The 22,961-nt window shown below is 56.5% G+C and carries 25 protein-coding genes; 15 read left to right on the top strand and 10 right to left on the bottom strand.

The annotated features are described in order from the left end of the window. Positions 1 to 4: 4 nt before the first annotated feature. Positions 5 to 148: a hypothetical protein gene (locus tag ACXWTF_RS02940; protein WP_461713522.1), complete on the bottom strand. Its 144-nt coding sequence runs from the start codon at positions 146 to 148 to the stop codon at positions 5 to 7. A gap of 86 nt (positions 149 to 234) precedes the next feature. Here ACXWTF_RS02940 and ACXWTF_RS02935 point away from each other — a divergent pair, with 86 nt between their 5' ends. The 4 genes from ACXWTF_RS02935 to ACXWTF_RS02920 all read left to right on the top strand — a co-directional run bounded on the left by ACXWTF_RS02935 (position 235) and on the right by ACXWTF_RS02920 (position 4,416). Next, positions 235 to 1,749: a B12-binding domain-containing radical SAM protein gene (locus ACXWTF_RS02935; protein WP_461713521.1), complete on the top strand. Its 1,515-nt coding sequence runs from the start codon at positions 235 to 237 to the stop codon at positions 1,747 to 1,749. 409 nt (positions 1,750 to 2,158) lie between these two features. After that, positions 2,159 to 2,500 (top strand): Spy/CpxP family protein refolding chaperone, encoded by a 342-nt coding sequence (locus tag ACXWTF_RS02930; protein ID WP_461713520.1) that lies wholly within the window; start codon positions 2,159 to 2,161, stop codon positions 2,498 to 2,500. Between the two features lie 3 nt (positions 2,501 to 2,503). Further along, complete coding sequence (locus tag ACXWTF_RS02925) at positions 2,504 to 3,169, top strand: response regulator transcription factor (RefSeq protein WP_461713519.1); 666 nt, start codon at positions 2,504 to 2,506, stop codon at positions 3,167 to 3,169. 2 nt (positions 3,170 to 3,171) lie between these two features. Beyond that, positions 3,172 to 4,416, top strand: coding sequence for an ArsS family sensor histidine kinase (locus ACXWTF_RS02920; RefSeq protein WP_461713518.1), 1,245 nt, complete (start codon positions 3,172 to 3,174; stop codon positions 4,414 to 4,416). A 4-nt stretch (positions 4,417 to 4,420) separates the two neighbouring features. Here the strand turns inward: ACXWTF_RS02920 and ACXWTF_RS02915 are convergent, their stop codons facing one another. From ACXWTF_RS02915 to ACXWTF_RS02900, 4 genes are read right to left on the bottom strand one after another with little or no spacing between them, the layout of a single operon-like run. Continuing rightward, complete coding sequence (locus ACXWTF_RS02915; RefSeq protein ID WP_461713517.1) at positions 4,421 to 4,876, bottom strand: CBS domain-containing protein; 456 nt, start codon at positions 4,874 to 4,876, stop codon at positions 4,421 to 4,423. Further along, entirely contained in the window at positions 4,873 to 6,084 is a 1,212-nt protein-coding gene (locus tag ACXWTF_RS02910) for a cation:proton antiporter (RefSeq protein ID WP_461713516.1), read from the bottom strand. The genes ACXWTF_RS02915 and ACXWTF_RS02910 overlap by 4 nt, the downstream gene beginning before the upstream one ends. Positions 6,085 to 6,090: 6 nt before the next feature. Then, on the bottom strand, positions 6,091 to 7,425 hold the full coding sequence (locus ACXWTF_RS02905) for an alanine/glycine:cation symporter family protein (protein WP_461713515.1): 1,335 nt from the start codon (positions 7,423 to 7,425) through the stop codon (positions 6,091 to 6,093). 36 nt (positions 7,426 to 7,461) lie between these two features. After that, the gene (locus ACXWTF_RS02900) at positions 7,462 to 8,031 is read right to left on the bottom strand and encodes a hypothetical protein (protein ID WP_461713514.1); all 570 of its coding nucleotides are present in this window, start codon (positions 8,029 to 8,031) and stop codon (positions 7,462 to 7,464) included. Positions 8,032 to 8,133: 102 nt separating this feature from the next. Between ACXWTF_RS02900 and ACXWTF_RS02895 the strand changes: the two genes are divergently transcribed. Then, complete coding sequence (locus ACXWTF_RS02895; RefSeq protein ID WP_461713513.1) at positions 8,134 to 8,424, top strand: hypothetical protein; 291 nt, start codon at positions 8,134 to 8,136, stop codon at positions 8,422 to 8,424. Here the strand turns inward: ACXWTF_RS02895 and ACXWTF_RS02890 are convergent. The 4 genes from ACXWTF_RS02890 to ACXWTF_RS02875 all read right to left on the bottom strand — a co-directional run bounded on the left by ACXWTF_RS02890 (position 8,407) and on the right by ACXWTF_RS02875 (position 12,856). After that, on the bottom strand, positions 8,407 to 9,060 hold the full coding sequence (locus ACXWTF_RS02890) for a 3-methyladenine DNA glycosylase (RefSeq protein ID WP_461713512.1): 654 nt from the start codon (positions 9,058 to 9,060) through the stop codon (positions 8,407 to 8,409). The genes ACXWTF_RS02895 and ACXWTF_RS02890 overlap by 18 nt on opposite strands. Positions 9,061 to 9,232: 172 nt before the next feature. Next, the gene (locus tag ACXWTF_RS02885; RefSeq protein WP_461713511.1) at positions 9,233 to 11,575 is read right to left on the bottom strand and encodes a hypothetical protein; all 2,343 of its coding nucleotides are present in this window, start codon (positions 11,573 to 11,575) and stop codon (positions 9,233 to 9,235) included. 131 nt (positions 11,576 to 11,706) lie between these two features. After that, a complete protein-coding gene (locus tag ACXWTF_RS02880; RefSeq protein WP_461714563.1) occupies positions 11,707 to 11,877 on the bottom strand; it encodes a helix-turn-helix domain-containing protein in 171 nt (56 codons plus the stop codon). Between the two features lie 109 nt (positions 11,878 to 11,986). Next, the gene (locus tag ACXWTF_RS02875; RefSeq protein WP_461713510.1) at positions 11,987 to 12,856 is read right to left on the bottom strand and encodes an AraC family transcriptional regulator; all 870 of its coding nucleotides are present in this window, start codon (positions 12,854 to 12,856) and stop codon (positions 11,987 to 11,989) included. 111 nt (positions 12,857 to 12,967) lie between these two features. On the opposite strand from ACXWTF_RS02875, the gene ACXWTF_RS02870 reads away from it, so the two are divergent. The 4 genes from ACXWTF_RS02870 to ACXWTF_RS02855 all read left to right on the top strand — a co-directional run bounded on the left by ACXWTF_RS02870 (position 12,968) and on the right by ACXWTF_RS02855 (position 15,809). Beyond that, positions 12,968 to 13,555 (top strand): DUF302 domain-containing protein, encoded by a 588-nt coding sequence (locus tag ACXWTF_RS02870; protein ID WP_231020263.1) that lies wholly within the window; start codon positions 12,968 to 12,970, stop codon positions 13,553 to 13,555. 137 nt (positions 13,556 to 13,692) lie between these two features. Further along, positions 13,693 to 14,145 carry a thiosulfate oxidation carrier protein SoxY gene (locus tag ACXWTF_RS02865; RefSeq protein WP_461713509.1) on the top strand — a complete coding sequence of 151 codons (453 nt, stop codon included), beginning with the start codon at positions 13,693 to 13,695 and terminating at the stop codon, positions 14,143 to 14,145. A 41-nt stretch (positions 14,146 to 14,186) separates the two neighbouring features. Then, the gene (soxZ, locus tag ACXWTF_RS02860; protein ID WP_345970097.1) at positions 14,187 to 14,492 is read left to right on the top strand and encodes a thiosulfate oxidation carrier complex protein SoxZ; all 306 of its coding nucleotides are present in this window, start codon (positions 14,187 to 14,189) and stop codon (positions 14,490 to 14,492) included. A 168-nt stretch (positions 14,493 to 14,660) separates the two neighbouring features. Continuing rightward, the gene (locus ACXWTF_RS02855; RefSeq protein ID WP_461713508.1) at positions 14,661 to 15,809 is read left to right on the top strand and encodes an iron-containing alcohol dehydrogenase; all 1,149 of its coding nucleotides are present in this window, start codon (positions 14,661 to 14,663) and stop codon (positions 15,807 to 15,809) included. 13 nt (positions 15,810 to 15,822) lie between these two features. Here ACXWTF_RS02855 and ACXWTF_RS02850 read toward each other — a convergent pair whose 3' ends face one another. Then, positions 15,823 to 16,641: a TIGR00282 family metallophosphoesterase gene (locus ACXWTF_RS02850; protein ID WP_461713507.1), complete on the bottom strand. Its 819-nt coding sequence runs from the start codon at positions 16,639 to 16,641 to the stop codon at positions 15,823 to 15,825. A 170-nt stretch (positions 16,642 to 16,811) separates the two neighbouring features. Between ACXWTF_RS02850 and ACXWTF_RS02845 the strand changes: the two genes are divergently transcribed. The 6 genes from ACXWTF_RS02845 to ACXWTF_RS02820 all read left to right on the top strand — a co-directional run bounded on the left by ACXWTF_RS02845 (position 16,812) and on the right by ACXWTF_RS02820 (position 22,941). Beyond that, a complete protein-coding gene (locus ACXWTF_RS02845) occupies positions 16,812 to 17,417 on the top strand; it encodes a DarT ssDNA thymidine ADP-ribosyltransferase family protein (RefSeq protein WP_461713506.1) in 606 nt (201 codons plus the stop codon). A gap of 1 nt (position 17,418) precedes the next feature. Beyond that, positions 17,419 to 18,438, top strand: a complete 1,020-nt coding sequence (gene darG / locus ACXWTF_RS02840; protein ID WP_461713505.1) for a type II toxin-antitoxin system antitoxin DNA ADP-ribosyl glycohydrolase DarG — start codon at positions 17,419 to 17,421, stop codon at positions 18,436 to 18,438. Positions 18,439 to 18,514: 76 nt separating this feature from the next. Continuing rightward, the gene (locus ACXWTF_RS02835) at positions 18,515 to 18,943 is read left to right on the top strand and encodes a pentapeptide repeat-containing protein (RefSeq protein ID WP_461713504.1); all 429 of its coding nucleotides are present in this window, start codon (positions 18,515 to 18,517) and stop codon (positions 18,941 to 18,943) included. A 506-nt stretch (positions 18,944 to 19,449) separates the two neighbouring features. Continuing rightward, positions 19,450 to 21,183 (top strand): protein adenylyltransferase SelO family protein, encoded by a 1,734-nt coding sequence (locus tag ACXWTF_RS02830; RefSeq protein ID WP_461713503.1) that lies wholly within the window; start codon positions 19,450 to 19,452, stop codon positions 21,181 to 21,183. Between the two features lie 110 nt (positions 21,184 to 21,293). Further along, positions 21,294 to 22,181, top strand: coding sequence for a cache domain-containing protein (locus ACXWTF_RS02825; RefSeq protein WP_461713502.1), 888 nt, complete (start codon positions 21,294 to 21,296; stop codon positions 22,179 to 22,181). Between the two features lie 241 nt (positions 22,182 to 22,422). Then, positions 22,423 to 22,941 carry a hypothetical protein gene (locus ACXWTF_RS02820; protein WP_461713501.1) on the top strand — a complete coding sequence of 173 codons (519 nt, stop codon included), beginning with the start codon at positions 22,423 to 22,425 and terminating at the stop codon, positions 22,939 to 22,941. Positions 22,942 to 22,961: the final 20 nt, after the last annotated feature.

The raw sequence follows: 22,961 nt of genomic DNA, 5'->3' as shown, positions 1-22,961 counted from the left end.
CAGCCTAGTGCTGCTCCGTCACCTTGTTGCCAAACTGTTTGACGTCGTCGACGATACTGTTTGTTGTCTCGTTAACCTGCTTGCCCGAACAGCCGCCGAACAGAGCGAGGGCCAGAAGGGCTGCGGATACCATTCCAGTAATACGCATACAATCTCCTTGTTTTTTCGTTTGATTATAGCCGCGCGCCCGTTAGAATCAGCTTGCCGCACTCTCCGACGCGCTACAATGCCGTTATGCATACCATCGTTCTCGCCACCTTCAATGCACGCTACAGCCACGCCTCTCTCGCGCTGCGCTACCTCTATGCCAATCTGCGCGAACTCCGCCCCCGGAGCGTCATCCGCGAATTCGTCATCAACGAGAACATCCAGCAGATCACCGAACGTATCCTCGCCGAAAGCCCGAAGATCGTCGGGATCAGCACCTACATCTGGAACGCCGGCGACGTCGCGGAGCTGATCGGCATCCTCAAAAAAGTCTCCCCGGAGACCGTCATCGTCCTGGGCGGCCCGGAAGCGTCGCACCTTCCCCACCGTGTCGATTTCTCACACGCGGACTACATCATCAGCGGCGAAGGGGAGATCGCCTTCTACGAGCTCTGCCGCGACCTGCTCGCAGGCACGGAACGGAAGGAAAAATTGATCAAGGCCCCGATGGTCGACCTCGCCGCCATCACCCTCCCCTATGACGACTACGACAGCAACGATATCCAGAACCGCTACATCTACCTGGAGACGTCACGGGGCTGCCCCTATCTTTGCGAGTTCTGCCTCTCGGCGATCGATGACAAGATGCGCTACTTCGACATCGACGTCATGACCGCGGAGTTCGAAAAGCTGTGGCAGCGCGGGGTGCGCAATTTCAAGTTCATCGACCGTACCTTCAACCTCAAGCTCGCCTTTGCGAACAGGATCCTCGACTTCTTCCTCGCCAAGGATGAACCCTACTTTCTGCACTTCGAAGTGATCCCCGACCACTTCCCCGAAGCGCTGCGGGGCCGGATCGCGCGTTTCGCCCCGGCTGCGCTGCAGCTCGAGGTCGGCATCCAGACCCTCAACCCCGAGATCGCCGACAACATCCACCGCCCCCTGCGGCTCGCAAAGATAGAGGAGAACCTCCGCTTTTTGGAGGAGCACACCCGCGCCCACCTGCACCTCGACCTGATCGTGGGCCTCCCCGGCGAGACCCTGGAGAGCTTCGCCCGCGGGCTCGATACCCTCGTCTCATGGAGCAGCGGGGAGATCCAGATCGGCATCCTCAAGAAGCTCTCCGGTACGACGATAGCCCGCCACGACGACCCCTTCGGCATGGTCTACGCCGACACCCCGCCTTACGACGTCCTCAAAACGGCCCATGTCTCCTTCGAAGAGATCCAGAAGATGAAGCGCTTCGCCCGCTACTGGGACATCCTTTACAACAGCGGCAACTTCACCCAAAGCGTCGCCCTGCTCTGGCCCGAAGGGAAGGTCTTTGACGGCTTCGGGGATTTCAGCGCCTGGGTCTACGGTGAGACCGCGGCGACCTGGAAGATCGCCCAGGAGCGGATGGCGCGGCTCCTCTTCGACTACCTTGTCGATGTCAGGCACTACGACAAAGAGCAGGTCGGCCGTGCGATGGCCGCAGATTTTGCCAAGAGCCACGGCAAGCGCCTGCCGCCCTTTCTGCGCATCTATGCCCCAGAGGAGAGCGGCGGCGGGGAGGCCGCACAGGGAACTGCATCGACAAAACGGCAATCGATGCGGGCCTGATCCACCCACCATCGAACTCCAGGCACAACCCCTTGCCACTTTTTTAAAAAAAGTAGCACAAAAATCGTCGTATCGCGAATCGCTCATCCCTCCCGGCTTTCTGCCTCCGGGATGGCTTCCAAAGAACGCTCAACGACCATTGCCATTTGACTTAATGCGCTTCAGCACGCCGAAGCTCGTAACGCGCCTACGGCGCACTACCCACTACCCACTACCCACTACCCACTACCCACTACTTAGCACTTAGCACCCTTCATCCGTTTACAAAGGTTTACACCCCGTTGCGCGAGCGCTTACATGGACGTCCTATCATGGTAAACGTAAAGAGGATGTTTCCTCTTTTAGGGCACCTCTAAAGATCCTGCACGGTCTTTAGAGGTGCCCTTAATCCCCTTCCAAAGGATAGACTATGAAACGGACACTTCTCATCGGAGCACTGCTCACAGCCGCCGGCACGAGTGCCTTCGCAGGACCGCACGGCGACAGCCGCATGCTTCTCAATTCCCTCGACCTCACAACGGCGCAAAAACAGCAGCTCAAGACCATCCGCAAAGAGGCGCGCAACGAACGGTTCAAACTGATGGACCAGATGGACGACCTGCGCGACAAAACAAACGACCGCATCCTCGCCGTCCTCACCGACGACCAGAAGAAAGCCTACATCGCCGCACGCAGCGACCGTATGAAACAGCGTATGGATAAACGGTGCGATCGTGATAAAATGCCTATGAAGAGACCAAAATACGACTAGGCAATGGCAAAAATTCTGTTAATCGAAGATGACACCGAGATCACGGCTCTGCTCGAACGCTACCTCGGGCAGTACGGGATGGAGGTCGTCTCCTATACCCATCCCGAAAGCGCCCTCGCATCGCTCGGCATCGAATCGTACGATGCCGTGCTGCTCGACCTGACCCTGCCCCAGATCGACGGGCTCGAGGTGTGCCGGCGGCTGCGCGAACGCAGCGACATCCCCATCATCATCTCCTCCGCCCGGCACGACCTCAGCGACAAGGTCATCGCCCTCGAGTACGGGGCGGACGATTACCTGCCCAAACCCTACGAACCGCGCGAACTCGTTGCCCGCATCCAGAGCCACCTGCGGCGCTACGCGGGGACCGTCACGCGCCGCTCCTCGCGCTTTTCGGTCGATAGCGCGCGCATGCGTATCGACAAGGAGGGCGAACCCCTCTCCCTCACCGTGGCCGAATACGAACTCCTCGCCCTGCTCATCAAGCATAAAGGCGAAGTCGTCTCCCGCGATTTCATCGCCAACAATGTCGACGCTATCGGATGGGAGAGCACGGAACGCAGCATCGACGTGCTCATCGGCCGCATACGCCGCAAGATCGAAGCGGATCCCAAGCACCCCGCCTTCATCCACTCCGTCCGCGGCGTCGGCTACAAGTTCACGGAGTGACCATGCCCCGCCGCAGCTCCATTTTTTTCAAGCTCAACCTCTTCTTCCTGCTCGCCCTCTCCACCCTGGCGCTGCTCTTCGCCCTGTTCCATATCACCGCGTCGCATATGGAGGATCGCCGGGAGGTTCTGAGGGGGATGGAGCTGGGACGGCTGCTGCGCCACACCCGCGGCGCGGATGAAACCGAACGCGCCGCCGCGCTCCTGGAGGCGCAATTCACCCTTCTTGACCACGATGCCCTCCCCTCCGGTGCCAGAGAACTGCTGCCGCCCCGCCGCGAGAAGGGCCATGAAGAGGATGAACACCGGGAGAAACCGCATCTTCGCCTCTACGAGGCGGACGGGAGCTACTACTTCCGCTCCACGCTCCGACGCGACCCCTTCGTCGTCAGAGACGAGCGGCCCGCCGAAAACTTCGGCGGCCTGCAGCTGATCTTCGTGTTCCTGCTGGCAGGGCTCGTCACCCTCTATGTCCTGCTGCGCCGCAGCCTGCTGCCGCTGCGCGATCTGCACACCCAGATCCGCCGTTTCGGCCGGGGTGAACTCGATATCGACACCTCCAGCACGCGCCGCGACGAGATCGCGGCGATCGCCAACGAGTTCAACGACGCCCTGGAGCAGCTCCGGCAGCTGCGCGCGTCACGCCAGCTCTTTCTGCGCAACGTCATGCATGAGTTGAAAACCCCGCTGACCAAGGGAAAACTCTCCCTGGCGATGATGGAAGAGAGCGAACAGACGGCTTACCTCAACCGCCTCTTCACACGGATGGACGATCTCATCAACGGCGTGGCCCAGATTGAAAAACTCCAGAGCGTCGGGCTCGACTGCACGCCGCAAAACGTCGCTACACTGCTGGAAACGGCGGTGAACCAGCTCTACCTTTCCGCGGAGCGGCGCCAGGCGCTGCGTATCACCGCTGACCCGGATGTCAGCATCGACGCCGATGCCCCCCTCTTCGTCAGCGCCCTGTGCAACCTCCTCGACAACGCGCTGAAATACAGCAGCGCGCCTCCGGTCACCGTCACCGCCGACCGCGGGGGGATCTGCATCGCCAACGCGGGTGCGCCGCTGGAAGTGCCTTTGGACACCGTGATGCAGCCCTTTTCCAGCGCCAACCCCGCCGGCGGGCTCGGCCTCGGCCTCTCCATCACCGACACCGTCATGAGAGCGCACGGCTTCTCCCTCGTCTACGACTACCGCGAAGGAACGCACCGCTTCTGCATCCGCTTCACCCCTCCAGCCGTCTGACGCTTCACTCCTCCGCCAGGGAGGCCTCCAGCAGTGCGATCAGGTTCAGCACCCCGATAATGCGGTAGGAGGCATCCACGACCGGGAGAACCTTGTAGACCTTCCGGCTCAGCATCTTCTGCCGCACCTCTTCAAGCGGTTCGTCCTCCGTACAGCAGATCACCTCCGTCTCCATAATATCCGCGGCGTTCTCCGCCGTCAGATAGTGGAGGATGTCGGTGGCCGGCGAGAAGCCGTTCTGTGGGGCGATCCCCTCGTGCATGACATGGCGTGCCAGGGCGCCGAGGGAGATCACCCCCGCCAGGGCGCCCGCGTCGTCAACAACGAACACTGCCCGCTCCTCACCGTGGCGCAGCATCGTGTCGAGGATCTCCCGCAGCGTCGCCTCTTTGCGCACCGTTACGGCACCGTACGGGGCATTTGAACGTTCCAGGAACATTCCCACCGTCACTGTTTTCATCTTCTCTCCTCCACTTCGCCTGCGCGCACCAGCATCCGCTTCAGCAGCAGCGGGCCGACCAGTTCATTCACCACCGTGGCGGCGATCACCGTATTGAGCACCGTCGTCCCGATGGCGCCGAACTCGGGGTGGTGGAAAAGGATCAGCGCGAGGCCCAGCGCCACCCCCGCCTGCGGCATCAGCGCCGGTCCGATATGCATCCGCACCGCTTCGGGCGCCCCTGAGAGGCGCGCCCCGATCCGGCTCCCCGCGACTTTTCCCATCAGGCGGAGCCCCACGTAGAACAGTGCGACCGGCCACACCTGCGCCATCACCTCGAGCTCCATCGTCGCCCCGGAAATGAGGAAAAAGAGCACGAAGATCATCTCCTCGAAATGATGCCTTATCGTCAGGAAGAGTGTATCGCTGCGCGGGCTGCTGTTCACCAGCGTCATCCCGTAGGCCATGGCGGCCAGCAGGCCATCAAAGCCGAATGTGTCCATGCTGCCGTAGAGCAGCAGCAGTACCGCCGCCGATGAGATCACCAGTCCGCTCTCCGAAGCCACATACCGCAGGTGAAGCCCCTGCAGCCACCCCGCGGCAATGCCGCAGGCCAGCGAGACGACGATGCCGACAAAGGGGGAGATCAATGAGACGAAGAGCGGTGCGTCGGTGAAGCCCATCAGCGTCGAGGCGATGCCGAGCACGATGGAGAAGTTGATGAGCGCCACCGCGTCATCCGTCGCCACGACGCCCAGGATGGTCAGCGTCAGCGGCCCCCGGGCACGGAACTGGTGGATCACCGCCAAGACGGCGGCCGGGGCCGTCGCGGCACTGATGGCCCCGAGGAAAAGCGCCGTGATCAGCACGACATCCTCCCCCCTACCGGGCAGCAGAAAGGTCAGGCCGAAGACCATGCCGGCCCAGACGGTCAGAAAGGCCAGTTCCGACTCCCCCAGCATGATCGCGATGATGCTCTTTTCCAGCTTCCGGATCTTGTCAAGCTTCAACGAACCCCCGATCATAAAGGCGATCACCGCCAGCGCAAAATGGACGATCTCCCGGCTCCCCTCCATGAAAGAGACCGGGAGGATCCCGCTGACGGAGGGGCTGAGCAGCAGCCCGGTCAACAGGTATCCCGTCACCTTCGGCAGCCGGAAACGTTCGCTCAGAAGTCCGGCGCCGTACCCGACCGCGAAGAGCAACCCGATCCAGAAGAGCGTCTGCATTTAGACCTACTCCGTTTTACTTCCGCCGAAATAGTGCTCGGTCTCGCCCACAATCACCTTGTGCAGCAGTAGCAGGCCGATCAGGTTCGGGATGATCATCAGCCCGTTGAAGAGGTCGGAGATGTTCCAGACCAGCTCCAGCTTCAGCACCGCCCCGACGAAGATCATCAGCACGAAGACGACACGGTAGTAGCGGATATGCCCCTCGCCAAAGAGGTACTCGATCGCCTTTTCGCCGTAATAGCCCCAGCCGATCAGCGTCGAGTAGGCGAACAGCACCGTCGCGGCCGTCACGATCACTGTCCCGGCAACCCCCAGGAAGTGGGTGAAGCTCGCCATCGTCAGCTCCCCGGCCGCCACCCCTTCGTGCCACTGCGGCGCCATGAGGATGACCAGGGCCGTCATCGTACAGACGACCAGGGTGTCGATGAAGGTCTGCGTCATGCTCACCAGCGCCTGCCGCGTCGGCGAATCCGTCTTGGCCGCGGCGGCGGCGATGGGCGCAGAGCCGAGGCCCGATTCGTTCGAGAAGACGCCCCGCGCGACCCCGTACCTTATCGCCGCCGCCACCGTCGCCCCCACAAAACCGCCCCCCGCCGCAATAGGCGTGACGGCATGGGTAAAGATAAGCCCGAACGCCCCCGGCACCTTGTCAAGGTTCAGCACGATGATGGCGAGCGCCCCCAGCACGTACCCGGCGATCATAAAGGGGACGAGGACGCTCGTAAAGCGCGCGATGGACTTGATGCCGCCGAGGATGACGACCCCCGAGAGCACCGTCAGGACGATCCCCGTCACCCAGGTGGGGAGCGCGAACTGGCCCTGCAGCGCCGACGCCACGGCGTTGGACTGCACCATGTTGCCGATGCCGAAGGCCGCCACCGCCGTAAAGACGGCAAAGGCCGCCCCCAGCCACGGCAGACCGGCACCCTCGGAGATGTAGTACATCGGCCCGCCTTTCATGCCGTTGCTCCCCTTGACGCGGTACTTGACCGCCAGGACCGCCTCGGAGTACTTCGTGGCCATCCCGATAAGCCCTATCGTCCACATCCAGAAGACCGCGCCCGGACCGCCCAGGGCAATCGCCGTCGCGACCCCGACAATGTTCCCGATGCCCACTGTCGCGGCCAGGGCCGTCATCAGCGCGGCGAAGTGGGAGATATCCCCCTCGCACTCGTCGTTGCGGTGCCAGATCAGCTTGAAGGCGTGGCCCAGCGCACGGAACTGGAGCCCCCGCAGCCTGACGGTCAGAAACAGCCCCGTCCCGACCAGCAGTATAAGGACCGGCGCCCCCCAGATAAAGCCCGCCGCCGCTGCGACCGCCTGTTCAAACATCTCCATCCAACCTCCTGATTACACCTTGAAATCGTCTTATACTCACGCCTTGCTGCGGAACTGAACCTCTGCCGACGCCAGCCGTTCGTAGCGCCGTACCCGTCTGCGGTGGGGACGCCACTCCAGCAGCACGAGGGCCACCCCTTCCCAGAGCGACACCCAGGCCGCCACGGTCAGCCCCTCGGCGAAAACCTCCCCCACGACGGAGGGGCTTTCGCCTATCCACTGCCGTACCCAGACGGCCAGGAACATAATGGCCACGCCGACGGCAAAAAGCAGCCCCGCCTTGCGCAGCATCTCCGCCGTCTTTTCCCGTTCCAGCTCGGCCATGTACCGGAAAAACGTGCCGATGCTGCTGCGGATGCGGGCGTATTTCTCTTCCGCTTCCTCTTCCGGAAAGGTAAAGCGGATGACCAGAGGTGTCCCCGGCAGCTCTTTGGCAGACGACGTCAGGTAGTCCGTCAATTCCTGGTCGAGGTCCCGGCGCAGGTAGTCGGCATGCTTGTCGAAATAGTTGTAAAGCGCTTCGGGCCGCTCTGCCGCCACATCGATGATGTAGCGCCCCTGTGCATCACGTTCATAGCGTCCGAGGTAGCTTTTACGATTCGCCATGCATCCGACCTTGGCAGATTTTGCACTATCATAGCGCATTTCCGGCCCCGGTTCGCTTCACGCCCTTTGACAAATGCTTTGCGATTGGGCTAAAGTTATGGGATGTTGGATGATCCCGTTACCAGGGCCGCTATGGTCGTCTTCGTCACCGTCTTCTTCGCCACGCTGATCGCGATCGCCGTGATGTACCTGCTCATCCGCGCCGGGGAGAAGGGTCCGCCGAAACCGCCGCACAAAGGGCAGATATGGCTGGCGGGTCTGATCGGCATCGGCATCCCGCTGCTGATGCTCGCCTACGCCCTGCTCTTCTCCCCCTCCGCGCGGCTCACCCCGCAGCAGCTCCATCAGCAGCAGATCGAAAAATCGCAGGGCGGTTCACAGCAGGGGCGCTAACGCTTCGACGTCCACCTCTCTCCCCTTCTTGTACCGCTTGACGTATTCGACGATCATCCCGTGGAAAAGGGCATAGATCGAGGGCAGCTCCTGTGCCTCGAAACGTCCCGTCATCCCCTCGACGCACCACGCCTGCAATTCGTCGTAGCTCTCATGCTCGAATCCGAAAGCCCGCAGCAGCCGCGCCGTATAAGCATCCACGACCATCGCGTCGCGCCCGCAGGCGTAGCAGAGGATGGAATCCGCCGTCTCTGGGCCTATTCCCTTCTGCTCCAGCAGCCACTCCCTGCCGACCTCATCGCGGAAGGTCTCAAAGTCGCCGTAGGATTCAAGAAGCGCCGCCGAAAGCGCCTGCAGCACCCTCGCCTTGTTCTTGAAAAGCCCGCTGGGGCGGATCAGCTCCATCAGCGCGTCGAGATCGGCGTCTGCAATCGCTTCAGCCGTAAGTATTCCCGCCGTATCCAGGTTTGCCAGCGACTGCTCCACCCGCGTCCACTGGCTGTTCTGCGTCAGCACCGCCCCGACGACGACGGCAAAAGTGCCGTACTCCGGCCACCACATCGGCGGTTTCCCTTCGAGCAGGTTCAGCGATTCCAGGGCGCTGTAGAGGGCATTCGCATCGGGCAATTCCACCATTACTCTCTCCCTCTTTTGGCTGTTTTACGCATTATACCTAGGAGACTCTGTCCGCATGTTATTGGAGAGCGAATAAAAAATGATGATTTGGAAAATTATGAATTTGATTGCAACAGCAGCATGAGAAGATGAAAAGTCAGGATTCCGTCATTCAGGGCCGCAGCCCTGGTAATTATTTCCAGCTCTCCTCTACGATCTGCTTCGAGCGCTTATAGGGGTAGCGTTCCAGCAGTTCATCGATGGGCAGGAGCATGTCGAAGTTCTTCTGGCGCATGAAGTGCATCAGGGTGACCGACGCCCAGTAGTCGTGCTCGTACTCCGTGCCCGCCAGGGACGTCGGGACGCCCTCTTTGTTGACCGTATGGCAGGCGCTGCAGGTGACCGGGCCGGCGTACTCGCCGTCGGGGCTGTACTGCATGGCCTGGTCGTGGGTCGTCTGGTCGATGCTCCGTGTACCGTCAAAGCGGGTCGGGTAGAGGCCGTGCGTCGACTCGTGGCAGCTCTGGCAGGAGAGCTTGCCGTGCCCTTTCGAGTGGCGGTAGAGGGCATACTTTTTGTTCTGGTCCATCGGGAAGTAGTCCCCGCCCTCGTCCTCGACAAAGGGCGCCGCGTGGCAGTCGGCGCAGTGCGGTTCGCCCGAGGCCAGCCACCAGTCGGAGCCGCCACTGACGGCGTCGTAGCCGACCGCTTTGCCTTTCGGGTCATCCCACTCGCCTAGAATAGGACTGCCGTCTTTTTTCGTCCCTTTTACCGTGGAGAGCACCGCGCCCTCATGCTCGGTGTAGTAGGCCTCCGTCTCCGCCACTTTCGGGTCCGCCATCGCGGCGAATTTCTTCATGCTGCCGCCGGCGAGGGCGGAGACGACCGTTTTGAGGTCGCGGTTGCGCAGGGTCTTGCCGGACTGGTACTTAGGGTCCTTGATGGCGTCGTAGGCGTAGAGCTCCTGCGACAGCGCATTGTGGCAGTGCGTACAGTAGAGCCCGCGCATCTTCTCGACCTTCTTGCCCTTTTCGTCCTTCATGCTAACCTCTTCGAGGTAGTAGCGGCCGACGCTGTTGAGGAAGAAGGGCGGTTTGACATCTTGGTTCGTGTGGGCGTCGCGGCCGTTGTAGCAGCCGCCCCCGGCGATGCGGAGGTCTTTGTTCTTCACCATGTTGCGGCCATAGGCGTCTGTGAGGCGGAAGAGCATATCGGCGTCGTTCATGCTCTTGTCCTGCCCGTGCGTCGGGTGGCAGACCTGGCAGTTCGCCGGGCGGTCGGCGCCATCGGGCACCGGGGCCGCTTTCATGTGGAAGCCGTGGACCGCCTCGGCCAGCGGTTTCGCCTTCATGACTTTGTAGCTCGTGACCCCGTCACGCGGCGTCTTCAGGTTGCCGGAGATGTTGTCGCCGTGGCAGTCGGTACAGTTGACGGAGCTGACGGTTCCCAGGCGGAAGTTCGGCGTGTCGGTCTTGTAGTCGCGCAGGAAGTCCGTGCCGTGATGCTTGTCATGCAGGGCGAGGATGTTGATGAGCCCCTCGGCCAGCCGCGCCATGTACTCGGTGACGTCGGGGTGGTAATCGATCCAGTAGTCGTACTCGGTGTCGCTCTGCCAGACCCCCTCTTCACGGGACTTGACGGCGGCAACGCCCTGGCGGGAGTGGCAGACCTGGCAGTTGGGGATGTCGATGGGGTTCGTGCCCATGAACTCGTAGACCCTCTTCTCGTCGTCGAGGATCGCCTTGCCGTGCTTGTCGTGGACGCGCACTTTGGAGACCTGGTAAGGCTGGAAGGTGCGGTCGTCGACCCCGCGGATGGTGCCTTTGCGTTCCGTGTCCGTAAAGGCCGTCAGCGGCAGCCCCAGGGCATCCCAGGTGTACTCGGCGCTGAGCTTCAGTTTCACGTCCTGCAGCTCGGGGATGAGCGTCTCGGTCATGACGACGTTGTCGCCGTGCTCGTCGGCAAAGTCGAGGTAACCGCCGTACAGCGGCTTGTTCGTCGGGCCGTGGTCGGTCTTGATAGGCATGTCGAGGCCGAGGTATTTGCGGTCCGCCTTGGTCGCGCCCTTGGGAATCGTCCCCTGGGTGTCCTCGTAGATGTAGAGGTGCTTCCAGACGTAGTTGGGGAGGTTGTCGTTGTTGTCGTCGGTGCGGCCGTTGCCGTTGACATCCTTCTTGACGCCCCAGTAGCGCATCTTGTTCCCCTCCGAGTAGCTGTTGTCATCCACGTAGTAGTAGAGCTGGATCTCGTTGTCCTTGCGGATGAAATAGGGAGACTTGCCGTCCTTGCCGGTGATGACCCCCTGCGCCTGGATGCTGTTGTAGGGCGGGATGATGCAGCAGTAGCTCTCGTCGAACCCGGCGCAGTGCATGCCGAGCTCGTAGTTGATGAAGACGTTGTATTTGTTGAAGGGGTTGAACGCGTCAACCTTTTTGCCGTTCTGTTCGATCGTGGTCGGTATCAGTCTGTCCTGCGCGAAGGGGGGCTGGGCGTTGTAGGCCAGCGCCGCCGTGCCGAGCAGGAGTGCAGCGGTCATCATTCGTAACATTTATATCACTCCGACGGAAATTTTAGATGATTCTACCGGAGAAATATCACAGAGTTATTATAATTTTTTCTTTTTTGTAAAGTTCAACTTCACGTTTTGGGACGAAAAAAGGGGGGATTTTATAAACGGGTGTCCGCCTTGGGCGGCAGCCCGAACATCCTGGCGTACTCCCGGCTGAACTGCGACGGGCTCTCGTAGCCCACTTCGAAGGCGACCTCCGCCGCTTCGACGTCCCGCGACATCAGCAGTTGGCGCGCTTCCTGGAGGCGGAGACTCTTTTGGAACTGCAGCGGGCTGTACGAGCTGGGACATGCGCTAGAAGGTGGTGAGCATATTCAAACGATGTCCGGGGTCATCACGGTCGAAGCGGCGCAGTAAGCCGCGACGAGCCCCCTGCCCTCACTGGTTTTTCAGCTCCGAGGGCGGGAAGCCGAAGTGGCTTTTGAATTCGCGGCTGAACTGGGCGGGGCTTTCGTAGCCCACTTTAGCCGCGGCGTCCGAGATCTTCATCTTGTCGAACATGATGTACTGCCGTGCCTTGTTGAGGCGGATCTTCTTGATATACTGGATCGGCGAGTCGTTATAGATCTCTTTGAACTTTTTATGGAAATTCGCCTTGCGCATATTGGCCCGCTGCGCCAGATCGTCGATGTTGATCTCCTGGTCGAGCTGGTTCTGCACCTCGTCGACGATGGTCGAAATCCTTGAAAAGTGGGTGAGCTGGCAGCAGAGCTGCAGCAGGTGCTCCCCCGCGCTCGTATTGATGATGCGGTAGTAGAGTTCGTCGAGCACATGGTCGCCGAGGATCTTGGACTCCTGGGGGTCGAGCAGAATTTTCATCAACCGGTTGAATGCGGACTCGATCTCTTCGTTCATCGTGCCGGTGACGACGTTCTTGGGCGTTTTAAACGGGTCGGCCGGCGGCTGCTTCTCCATCAGCGAATGGATCTTCTGCAGCCGCTGAAGGTCCAGGTCGATGTAGACCCCTTTCATCACCTTGTCGAAGAGGAAGGTTTTGCATTCGGCAGGGTGGACGGTGGCGATGATGACGTACTGGCCGCTGCCCAGCGTCACCTGCTCGTCGTCGATGATCCCCCGGTTCTGCCCGCTGGCAATGAGAAAGATGCCGCGGTTGTAGAGGAGCTCCTTGCCATGCTCATAATGGTCGCTTTTAAGCAGTTTGACCTTCTCCAGGTGGGTGGGTTTCACCCCCACTTCATGCTCAAAATCATACTTTTTGAAAAGCGCCTCGATGAGTTTTTCTTTCATAAGTGAAAGCTCCTTTTGTACAATTAGGCAACATTTTCGTAGATTTACCCATTCAAATCCATTAATAAATAGACTATTATTCATAGTGAAAACTTTATTGAAGGAAACGTAATGATAAAAGGTCTGATGACTTCACTGTTCGCGGTTGCCCTCACAATGCTGATGAGCGGCTGTTCTACAATGCACATGGGCTGGACGGCCGTCACGGGTCAGCACAAGCTTGACGACAACGCCATGGAAGCGTATGACAACATGTTCACCAAGGTTGTCGAGTACGGCGACCCTGCACGTGCCATGATGCAGGAGTGGCTGGTCAACGCCGACATCCCGAACGACGACGTCGCAGAGACGATCAAGTCCCTCGCGGAAGAGTACAACATGCGCGTCACCGGCGACATCAAAATGTACACCAAAGACGACGCGGCACCCGAAGAGGTCAAGCACGCGCGCATCTTCTCCCTGTGCAGCCTGCCGATCGCGAAGGTCTTCCTGAACCACTCACGCTACTACGGCGGTTTCATGCCGTGCCGCATCATGCTCGTCGAGTACGGTAACGGCGACCGCTGGCTCGTGAGCATGGATATGACACTCGCGATCCACGGCGGTTACGAACTGCCCGAAGATATGCTCAAGATGGCCCTCTCCGTCAAAAAGGCGATGGACGAGATCCCGGCACGCGCAGCGATCGGCGACTTCTAATCCCCCACCATTTTCGCACTGCGGCACCTCCGACGCCGCGGTGTTCACAATCAATTCACATTTATAGGTTACATTAACACTGTGATTGATATCATGCTCCCTCAGAGCAAATAGATCTCGAACCAAAGGATAACCCTATGCAAAGAAGAACATTCCTCTCTATGGCAGCCGGCGCCTGTGCCCTCGCTGCGGTACCGGCAAGCGTCCTGGCGGAAGATTTCCGTAAATCCAAGCCGACTGTCTGGACAGCTAAAACTGTTGACGACGCGCTCAAAGCGATGTACGGCACGACTGCTACTGTCGCTGAAGGCGTCACTGTCGTCGCTCCGGACGTTGCAAGCAACGGTGGTGCGGTTCCGGTCGATGTCAAGTCTGACATCGCTGCAAAATCCCTGATCATCGTCCAGAACGTCAACCCGGAATCTGCGGTGATCGTTTACGACCTCAACGAGTACAGCATCATCGACTTCTCTATCAAGATCAAGATGAAAGCTTCCGGTACGATCACAGCAGTCGTACAGGGTAACGACGGCAAGCTCTACAGCGGCTCCAAAACACTCGACGTTGCACTCGGTGGTTGTGAGGGCTGATCGCCTTCGCCTATCAAAAACGAAAATAGAAAGGTAATATCATGAGAATCAAAGCAAAACTCAAAGGTAATGTTGTTTCTGTAAAAGCGATGGCGAAGCACGACATGTGGACATACGACATCGCTGAGAAGAAAACCGGCGACCGCAACAACGCGAACTTCATCACGCACATCGACGCCAAAGTCGGCGCGGCGACTGTTCTTGACGCTTCTGTCAGCCAGTTCCTCTCCAAGAACCCTATTTTCAAGTTCGCGTTCAAAGGCGACTTCAAAAAGGGTGACGAACTCGTTATGACCTGGGTTGACCTCAAGGGCAACACCAAGAGTTCCAAAGCCAAAATCAAATAATTATTGAGGCGGGCGCCCCACGCGTCCCGTCCCCTTCCCCCTCTTCATTTTTACAAATCCGTCACATTTATGAAACGCTTGGAGAATCAGGCAACTCCCGCATAGCATCGTTCTACCGCGTAAACGCAAATCCTCCTATAATAGTTCGAAAGAATCCAGGAGAACAACATGACCGATTTTACTTACCATAACCCCACCAAGATCGAATTCGGAAGAGACAAGGAGAAAGCCATCGGCGACCACATCGCCGCGGCGGGCATCAAGAAGGTGCTCCTCACCTTCGGCAGCGACCGCATTAAAAAAGACGGCCTCTTCGACACCGTCGTCGCCAGCCTCAAAGCGAACGGCATCGAGTACGTCGAACTGGGCGGCATCGTCAGCAACCCGCTGCTCTCGAAGGTCTACGAGGGGGTCGAGACGGCCAAAGCCGAAGGCGTCGGGGCCATCCTCAGCGTCGGCGGCGGTTCCGTTTTGGACAGTTCCAAGGCCATCGCGGCGGGCAGCCTCTACGACGGGGACGTCTGGGACTTCTTTATCGGCAAAAGCGTCATTGAAAAAGCGCTGCCGGTCTTTGACATCATCACCCTCGCCGCGACGGGGAGCGAGATGAACACCTACGCCGTCGTCACCAACGAGAAGACGCAGCAGAAGTTCTCCATCGCCTCGCCCTACGTCTACCCGAAAGTCTCCGTCGTCAACCCGGAGCTGCAGAAGTCCATCTCCAAAGAGTACCTCGTCTACTCCGCCGCGGACATCATTGCCCACTCCATTGAAGGGTACTTTACCGCCTCTTACCACCCCGACATCATCGCCAAGTACATCGAGGCGAACATCTCCACCGTCATGAGCACGACGGAGACGCTTCTGGCGGACCCGGACGACTACGATGCGCGCGGCGAGTTCGCCTGGGCGGCGACGCAGGCGCTCAACGGCACGACGACCCTCGGCGTCGCAGGCTACAGCTTCCCCAACCACATGATAGAGCACAGCCTCTCGGCCCTCTTCAACGTCGCCCACGGTGCCGGCCTCTCGGTCATCATGCCCGCGTGGATGAAGTGGTACCACACGCAGAATGAAGCGCAGTTCGAACGGTTTGCAAAGAATCTTTTCGGAAAAACAACTGCCATGGAGGGAATAGAAGCGCTGGAGCAGTGGTTCGACAAGGTCGGCACGCCGACGAAGCTGTCGCAGTTCTCCATCAAAGAGAGTGACATCGACGCCATCGTCGAAAATGCCGCGGCAAATGCCAAGATGTTCGGCCTGGCCGACACCTACACCGAGGACGTTCTCAGAACGATCCTCAAACTGGCGCTCTAAGGCGCATGTCTATCTAGACCTCCCATGCGTCGGTGACGATCTCGCGCCCGTCGTCGAAGGTCTTGATCTTCTTTGCGCTCACGCAGCGCCCCTTTTCATCCAGCTCGAACACGGCCGTCTGCAAAATCTTTTTACACTTTTCCGGGACATTGAAGTGGCCGGGCAACCCGGTCAGGAAACGCTGCAGCGGGATCTTGGGGTCCATCCCGATAACGTTGTCGCGGCAGCCGCTGAGGCCCAGGTCCGTGACGTAGCCCGTGCCGCCGTCTATCTGCAGGTCGTCCGTCGCCACGTGGGTATGGGTGCCGATGATGGCGCTGACGTGGCCCCGCAGCATCATCAGCAGCGCCCTTTTCTCGCTCGTCGCCTCGGCATGCATGTCGACGAGGATGACTTCGGCCCCCTCGCGCCGCAGCGCCTCGACGCTCTTCTGCGCGCAGATGAAAGGGTTGTCGACCATCGGCATGGCGTAGTAGCCCATGACGTTCAGTACCCCAACTTTGACGCCGTTCACCTCGTAAATACCCATGCCTTTGCCCGGCATCGCCTCGGGGTAGTTGTGCGGGCGCAAAAGCGGCAGCTTCTCAAAAAGGGGGATAATCTCTTTCTTGTCGAAACTGTGGTTGCCCCCGGTCATGACGTCTACGCCCGCACCGAAGAGCTCGTCGGCGTTCTTGGCGGTCAGCCCGAAGCCGTGGCTGGCATTCTCGTAGTTGGCCACGACGAAGTCGATGCCGTGCTCCTTCCTGAGCCGCGGCAGGTGCTGCTTGATCATCGACCGACCCGGCCGCCCGACAACGTCACCGATCATTGCTACTGTGAGATTTTTCATAATCGGCATTGTATCGCTTTGCGGGTTAATCTGGCTCTTTACGGTGACCATGACAACTATCACACAATCATAAGTTTATTTTTTTTAATTATTAAAGGTTTTTTTCCATAAAATATTTGCCGATCAATAGTCAGACTACAAAATCAAAGATCAACATAAAGGCATAATTCATGGGGACATCAATTAAAGATGGGAAACTCTTGTATCATTTGACTGCATTAACAAACATTGAATCGATTTTGACTAATGGCTTAAAGCCTAGAGCGAACTTAACTGAAGTCTTCAAAGATGTAGCAGAACAGGATATAATCGATTTTAGGAATGCTCATAACATTTCCAATCTTGTGCCATTCCACTTTTTTGCAGGGACACCATTTGCAGGGAGAGTCCAGAAAGATCATCCAAGTGTAGAGTTTGTGTATATTACAGTTCACAGAGATACTGCAAAAAGTAAAAGAAATAACTTTAAAATCTTTCCAACACATCCTAAACACATGAATCCTTTAGAAATCTTTGATTATGAAGAAGGTTTTCAGAAAATTGATTGGGAATTAATGGAAAAAAGAGATTATTCAGACAATGAATGCAAGGAGACATGCATGGCCGAATGTGTTGCAGTTCATCGTAGTGTTCCTGCAAAAGCTTTCCATTCAATAATAGTAAAATCCGAAGAAACAAAAAACTATTTAGAGCAGCTGTGTCAGAAATTATATGGAGCCGACTGTAGACAAACTTTTTATATTGATGTTGAACCACGGAGATTTATAGGTAATTAATATGTTGACACTTATGACAGGAAATATTCTCGAAAGTGATGCTGAATGTTTAGTAAACACCGTAAACTGTGAAGGTTTTATGGGAAAAGGCTTGGCATACCAATTTAAAAATATGTTTCCTGAAACAAACAAATCTTATATAAATGCTTGTAAACACAACAAATTACATCCAGGTGAACTGCACTATTATGATGAGAATGGAAAATTAATTATCAACTTTCCAACCAAAGACAAATGGAGGGAGAAATCAAAACTCAAATATATTGATGATGGCATGAAAGCATTGGTCGAACTCATCAATGAAAAAGATATTCAATCAATTGCCATCCCTCCATTAGGAAGTGGTAATGGGGGATTAAATTGGGAAGAAGTCAAAAAAATTATAATTAAATATATTTTTCCACTTTCTACTAACAAAGAATTCTTTATATATGAACCTTCGCTGTCCTATAAAGCCGAAATAAAAAAAGCTCCAAAGCTCACAATGTCACATTTGATCTTAATGAATATAAAAAAAGAATTAACTTCATTTTCAAAATTCAGATTACAAAAAACAGCTTTTTTTATTAATCTGTTTAGTCATCAAAATTATTTCAAATTTGATCCACACCATTACGGTCCATATTCGCATTCAATAGAAATACTATCAAGAGATATCAAAGAGTTCCAGCAATACCACAAGTTCACTACAGACAAAGCATTAAACTATGCTCAGCAAACCTTGACGAGTAAAAAACTAGAAAAAGACTTAGTAAATTTCTCTTATGCAATTGACAAAGCAACAAAGTTGGTAAACTCGTATGCATCTAATGCAGAAATTGAATTATTGTCCACCATAAGTTTTGTTGTAATGAACAATCCAAATATTAATGAAAAAGACATAGTAAAAAAGGTACACGAATGGTCTGATTTAAAAAAGAAAAAGTTCTCAGAAAAAGAAATTTTGGCGAAAATAAATAATCTAGTAGACATGGATATTCTGCAAAAAAATATACTCGGCGAATATTGCATAAAAGCCTAACAAATCAGCGGAGCTGATCAAAAAACTGCGGGCGGCTTTTTGATTACTCATTTTAAACGTTATACAAAGAAATTAAATGAGTAGAAAAAAAAGAAAAACATCAAAATATAGAAAATCGAAAAGATTTGACAATCGTGATTTATCATGGACAACATTAAACAAAGAAGATTACTCATACTGTAAATTTCCAAATGTAATTTTTGGGAAAAAAGATTTATCAAATAGAAACTTTAAAAAGATAGAAGCATTTAAAGCAAAATTTTCACAATCAAAATTAACAAACTGTATTTTTCGAGCTGCCAGTTTAAAGTTTGCAAATTTTTCTTTTTGTGATTTGAGTAATTCTGACTTTACCGGAGCAAACTTGTTTCATACAAATTTTTATAAAGCAAACCTGACAAATACAAAATTCAATGGTGCAAAAATTCGTGGAACAAATTTTAAAGATGCGATATTAAAAGGAAGTAGTCTAGAAGAAAAGTTAACTCATAGCAAGACTGAATAACCACACTTGGTGGATTTGTGTAGCAACTAAAGAGCTTAACACTCCAGTTGTAAAGTTTTGAAGAGTTATGTTTTTTCTCATAAATTCACCTCCTTTTTTTATAAAATGAAAAAAGAAAGTTCCAAAGAACAACAATATGCTTAAAACGATAGCTACAAAAAATCCACCATTCGGTGAGGCCAGCATCAACGCTGCTATGAATCAACTAAAAGAAATTATAGCAAACAAGTTTTTAAAGGAGTATGTTTGTATAACAAATCAATCGAGCCAATAAAAAAAGCCAACGGCTTTTTGATTGCTCATTTTAAACGTTAGGCAAAGAGATAATAACGGCTGTTCCCATATCCACAGCCAAATTCAACGATCCCGCTCCTTAAAGAAAAAACACCGAACCTTTTGTACCAAACCTCATTAATAGCCTTTTTTAGAATTGCCTGCAAAAATTCACCTTCTGAGATAACCGAACCATTTTTGCATGCCCGACGTGAAGGTTAAAGGAAACAAGTATGAAAGCAGCAATTGAAACCCCTACAGCGGTAAAGAGCCTTGACGATCTCGCAGCGCTGGCGAATTATTCGCTCATGGACACGTTGACCCCCGACCCCGAGGCGACAGCGGACGGCGTAGACCACGCGCCCCGGCAGGTCTTCAGCGGGCACTACGTTCCTGTGAACCCCACGCCCATAGAGACCCCCGTGTACATCGCGCACAGCGAGACCTTTTTCCGCGAACTGGGCTTTAGCGACGCATTGGCGACCTCGGAGGAGTTTATGCGGATGTTCACCGGCGACAGTTCGCAGCTACCCAAGCCGCTGCGCCGCCGGGGCTGGGCGACGGGGTACGCGCTCTCCATCTACGGGACAGAATACTACGAGCAGTGCCCCTTCCGTACAGGCAACGGCTACGGCGACGGGCGCGCCGTTTCCATCCTCGAAGCGGTCATTAACGGGCAGCGCTGGGAGATGCAGCTCAAAGGCGGCGGCAGGACACCCTACTGCCGCGGTGCCGACGGCCGCGCCGTGCTGCGTTCCAGCATCCGAGAATTCCTGGCGCAGGAGCACATGCACGCCCTGGGCGTCAAGACGTCGCGCTCGCTGAGCCTCTACACCTCCCAGACGGAAACGGTAGCAAGGCCGTGGTTCAACAACGGCTCCTACTCGCGAAACCCCGAAGTCATGCTCGAGGAGGCCGTGGCCATCACCACGCGGGTCGCCCCCTCGTTTATCCGGGTGGGCCAGGTCGAGCTTTTCGGCCGTCGGGCGCGCAAGAACGAGCACCCGCGGGCGATGGAGGAGCTCGAGCAGATCGTCCTGCACCTCATCGACCGGGAATACAGCGACACTATCGACGCCGCGCTGCCCCTCCGGGACAAGGTGCTCCTGCTGGCAACGGCGTTCCGCGACCGTCTCACCACGCTGGTGGCAGAGTGGATACGCGTGGGCTACTGCCAGGGCAACTTCAACAGCGACAACACTGCCGCCGGCGGCTTCACCCTCGATTACGGCCCCTTCGGCTTCATCGAGATGTTCGACCCGCGCTACCAGCCGTGGACGGGCGGAGGAGACCACTTCTCCTTCCTGAACCAGCCCCAGGCTGCGGAAACGAACTTTGCCATGTTCTGCAGCGCGCTGAAACCGCTGCTGGCTGCTGATGAAAAGGCAGTGAACGAGCTGGATATGCTGACGCTTCGATTTGCAAGAGCGATGCAGGGGAAGATGATCCCCATGTGGGCGTCCAAGCTGGGGCTGCATAAGCTGGACGCGGCGCTGTTCAATGAACTGGTGACGCTGATGATCGAAACGGGGGTGGATTACACCATCTTCTTCCGCGAGCTCTCATCGGTGCCGGAAGATATCGCCCCGCTGACACTTAGCTTTTACGGCGACGGGGTCAAAGATGCCGCGCTGCTGGAGCGCTGGAGCGAATGGCTGGAGAAGTGGAAGGGTGTCGTACAGGCGACCAACCCCGACGACATCAACGCCGCTTCGCCGGAATCCCGCGAAAAGCTCTCACGCTGGATGAAAGCCGTCAACCCCAAGTACACTCTGCGGGAGTGGTTCCTCGTCCCGGCCTATCAGCAGGCCGCCGAGGGGGACTATACGCTTATCAAAGAGCTGCAGGCGGTCATGACAGACCCCTACGGCGAACAGTCCGAGGCGACAGCGGCGAAGTACTACCGGAAAAAGCCCACCGAGTACTTCGAGATCGCCGGCATCTCCCACGTCACCTGCTCCTCTTAAATAGGGCGAAGGGCATCTTCATGCCCTTCGCCGCTCCACTGCCTTTAGATACCTTTTAGCGGGATTGCCATACGATAAAAGCTGCACACCTCAACACGGAGGCAGATATCATGAAAGTTCTACGGGGGATCAGAAGCGCGGCGCTGCTGCTTTTCATCTGGACGGCGGTGAACCTTGCCGCCGCGGAGCCGGTGGCGTATGAGCACAAGGAGACCCGCGACCTCGTCGCCTTCGTCCAGGCGGCGGCCGACGCGGTGGCCAAGGAGGGCGAAGCCGTCTTCCCCGCTTTCAGACAAAAAGGCGGGAAATGGTTCCGGGGCGACAGGTACATCTTCGTCTGGGACCTCAAAGGCAACCGCTACGTCTATCCGCCCGATCTTGCGCATGAGAAGCGGAACCTCATCGGGCTCACAGACGTCGGCGGCAAGCCGATCGGGCGGATGATCGTCGATGCGGCCGCGAGCAAAGCGGGCAGAGGGTGGGTCCACTACCAGTGGAACCGCCCGGGAGAGAGTGCGCCCATCTGGAAATCCACCTACGTCATGCGAAGCACCGCCCCCTCGGGCAGGGTCTACCTCGTCGGCAGCGGCAACTACAAAAGCGTGATGGAAAAGGCGTTCCTGGTCGATGAAGTCAACGCCGCCGTCGCCCTGCTGCAAAAGGAGGGAAAGGCCGCCTTCAAGACCCTGCGCGACAAGAAGAGCCGCTTCTATTTCCACGACACCTACGTCTTCGTCACCTCCGCCTCCGGCGTCGAACTGGTCAACCCGGCCTTTCCCGGCATCGAGGGGCGCAACGTCCTGACGATCACGGACATAAAAGAGAAGGCCATCGCGCGGGAGTACATCGACCTGGCGATGCTCAAAGGAGAGGGATGGGTCTCCTACTACTGGCCCCGCCCGCAGGCCCCGCAGATCCCTGTCCAGAAGATCACCTATGTCAAAAAGGTCGTGGTAGAGGGCGAACCCCTCATCGTCGGGGCGGGGGTATACGAATAGGCCTGCGCGAAGCCGTTTCGGCTTTCGGCTCCGCCGTGCTGCTCCTGCCGTAGCATGGTATATGCATTGGGTTTGTTCTTCTTACAAGCGTAACGGCAGCTATCTCTTATTCCGGTGCTCGCACACAACTTGAACGAAGCACATCTCGAATTGCATTGCAAAGATTTCAGAACGCGGAAGCAGAGATAATATTTCGTTCATTCATGACTTTTTTACGATGGGTTCACACTTAGGAACACCCATGGGAACACCGATCGATTACATCTATGAAAACAAACTCGAATGGCAGCCGTCATTCAAAGGCGCGCTGGGCGTACCGGGCCGTTACGGCTACCGCGGGGCGCTCGTCGTCACCGAGGGCAAGGCGAAGCCCCAGACCATGCTCAAACAGGCCATCGCCGTATCGGACGAGGAGAAGATGCTCTTTTTCGCCGGAGAGCTGGCAAGTTTCGACGACTTCGAAGCGGCCTTCGAACGCTACAAAAGCCTCTTCACCCCCGAAACCCTGACAACGTTCTTCTTCAGCGACATCGCCGGCGATGCCGTCTTCGACTACGAAGGCATCAGTATCCACGCCTTTTCGCTGGACGAGAGCTCCGTCTGGAACGAGCTTGTCGAATCCGCCGACCTGGACAAGAAAGAGCTCAAGCGCATGGGCTCCGAAGATAAGCTCGACACCATCTACGACGAGCTCAAGGGCAGTACCCTTCGCGCGGCGCCCAAAAGCTACGAAGAGGCGTGTGCGCTCAAGTTCGCCTAGCCTGCCGCTTCTCCCGCAGC

Source organism: Thiomicrolovo sp. ZZH C-3, assembly GCF_054862725.1.
The sequence above is the reverse complement of the archived record's forward strand: the minus strand, read 5'-3'. Positions and strand labels throughout refer to the sequence as shown.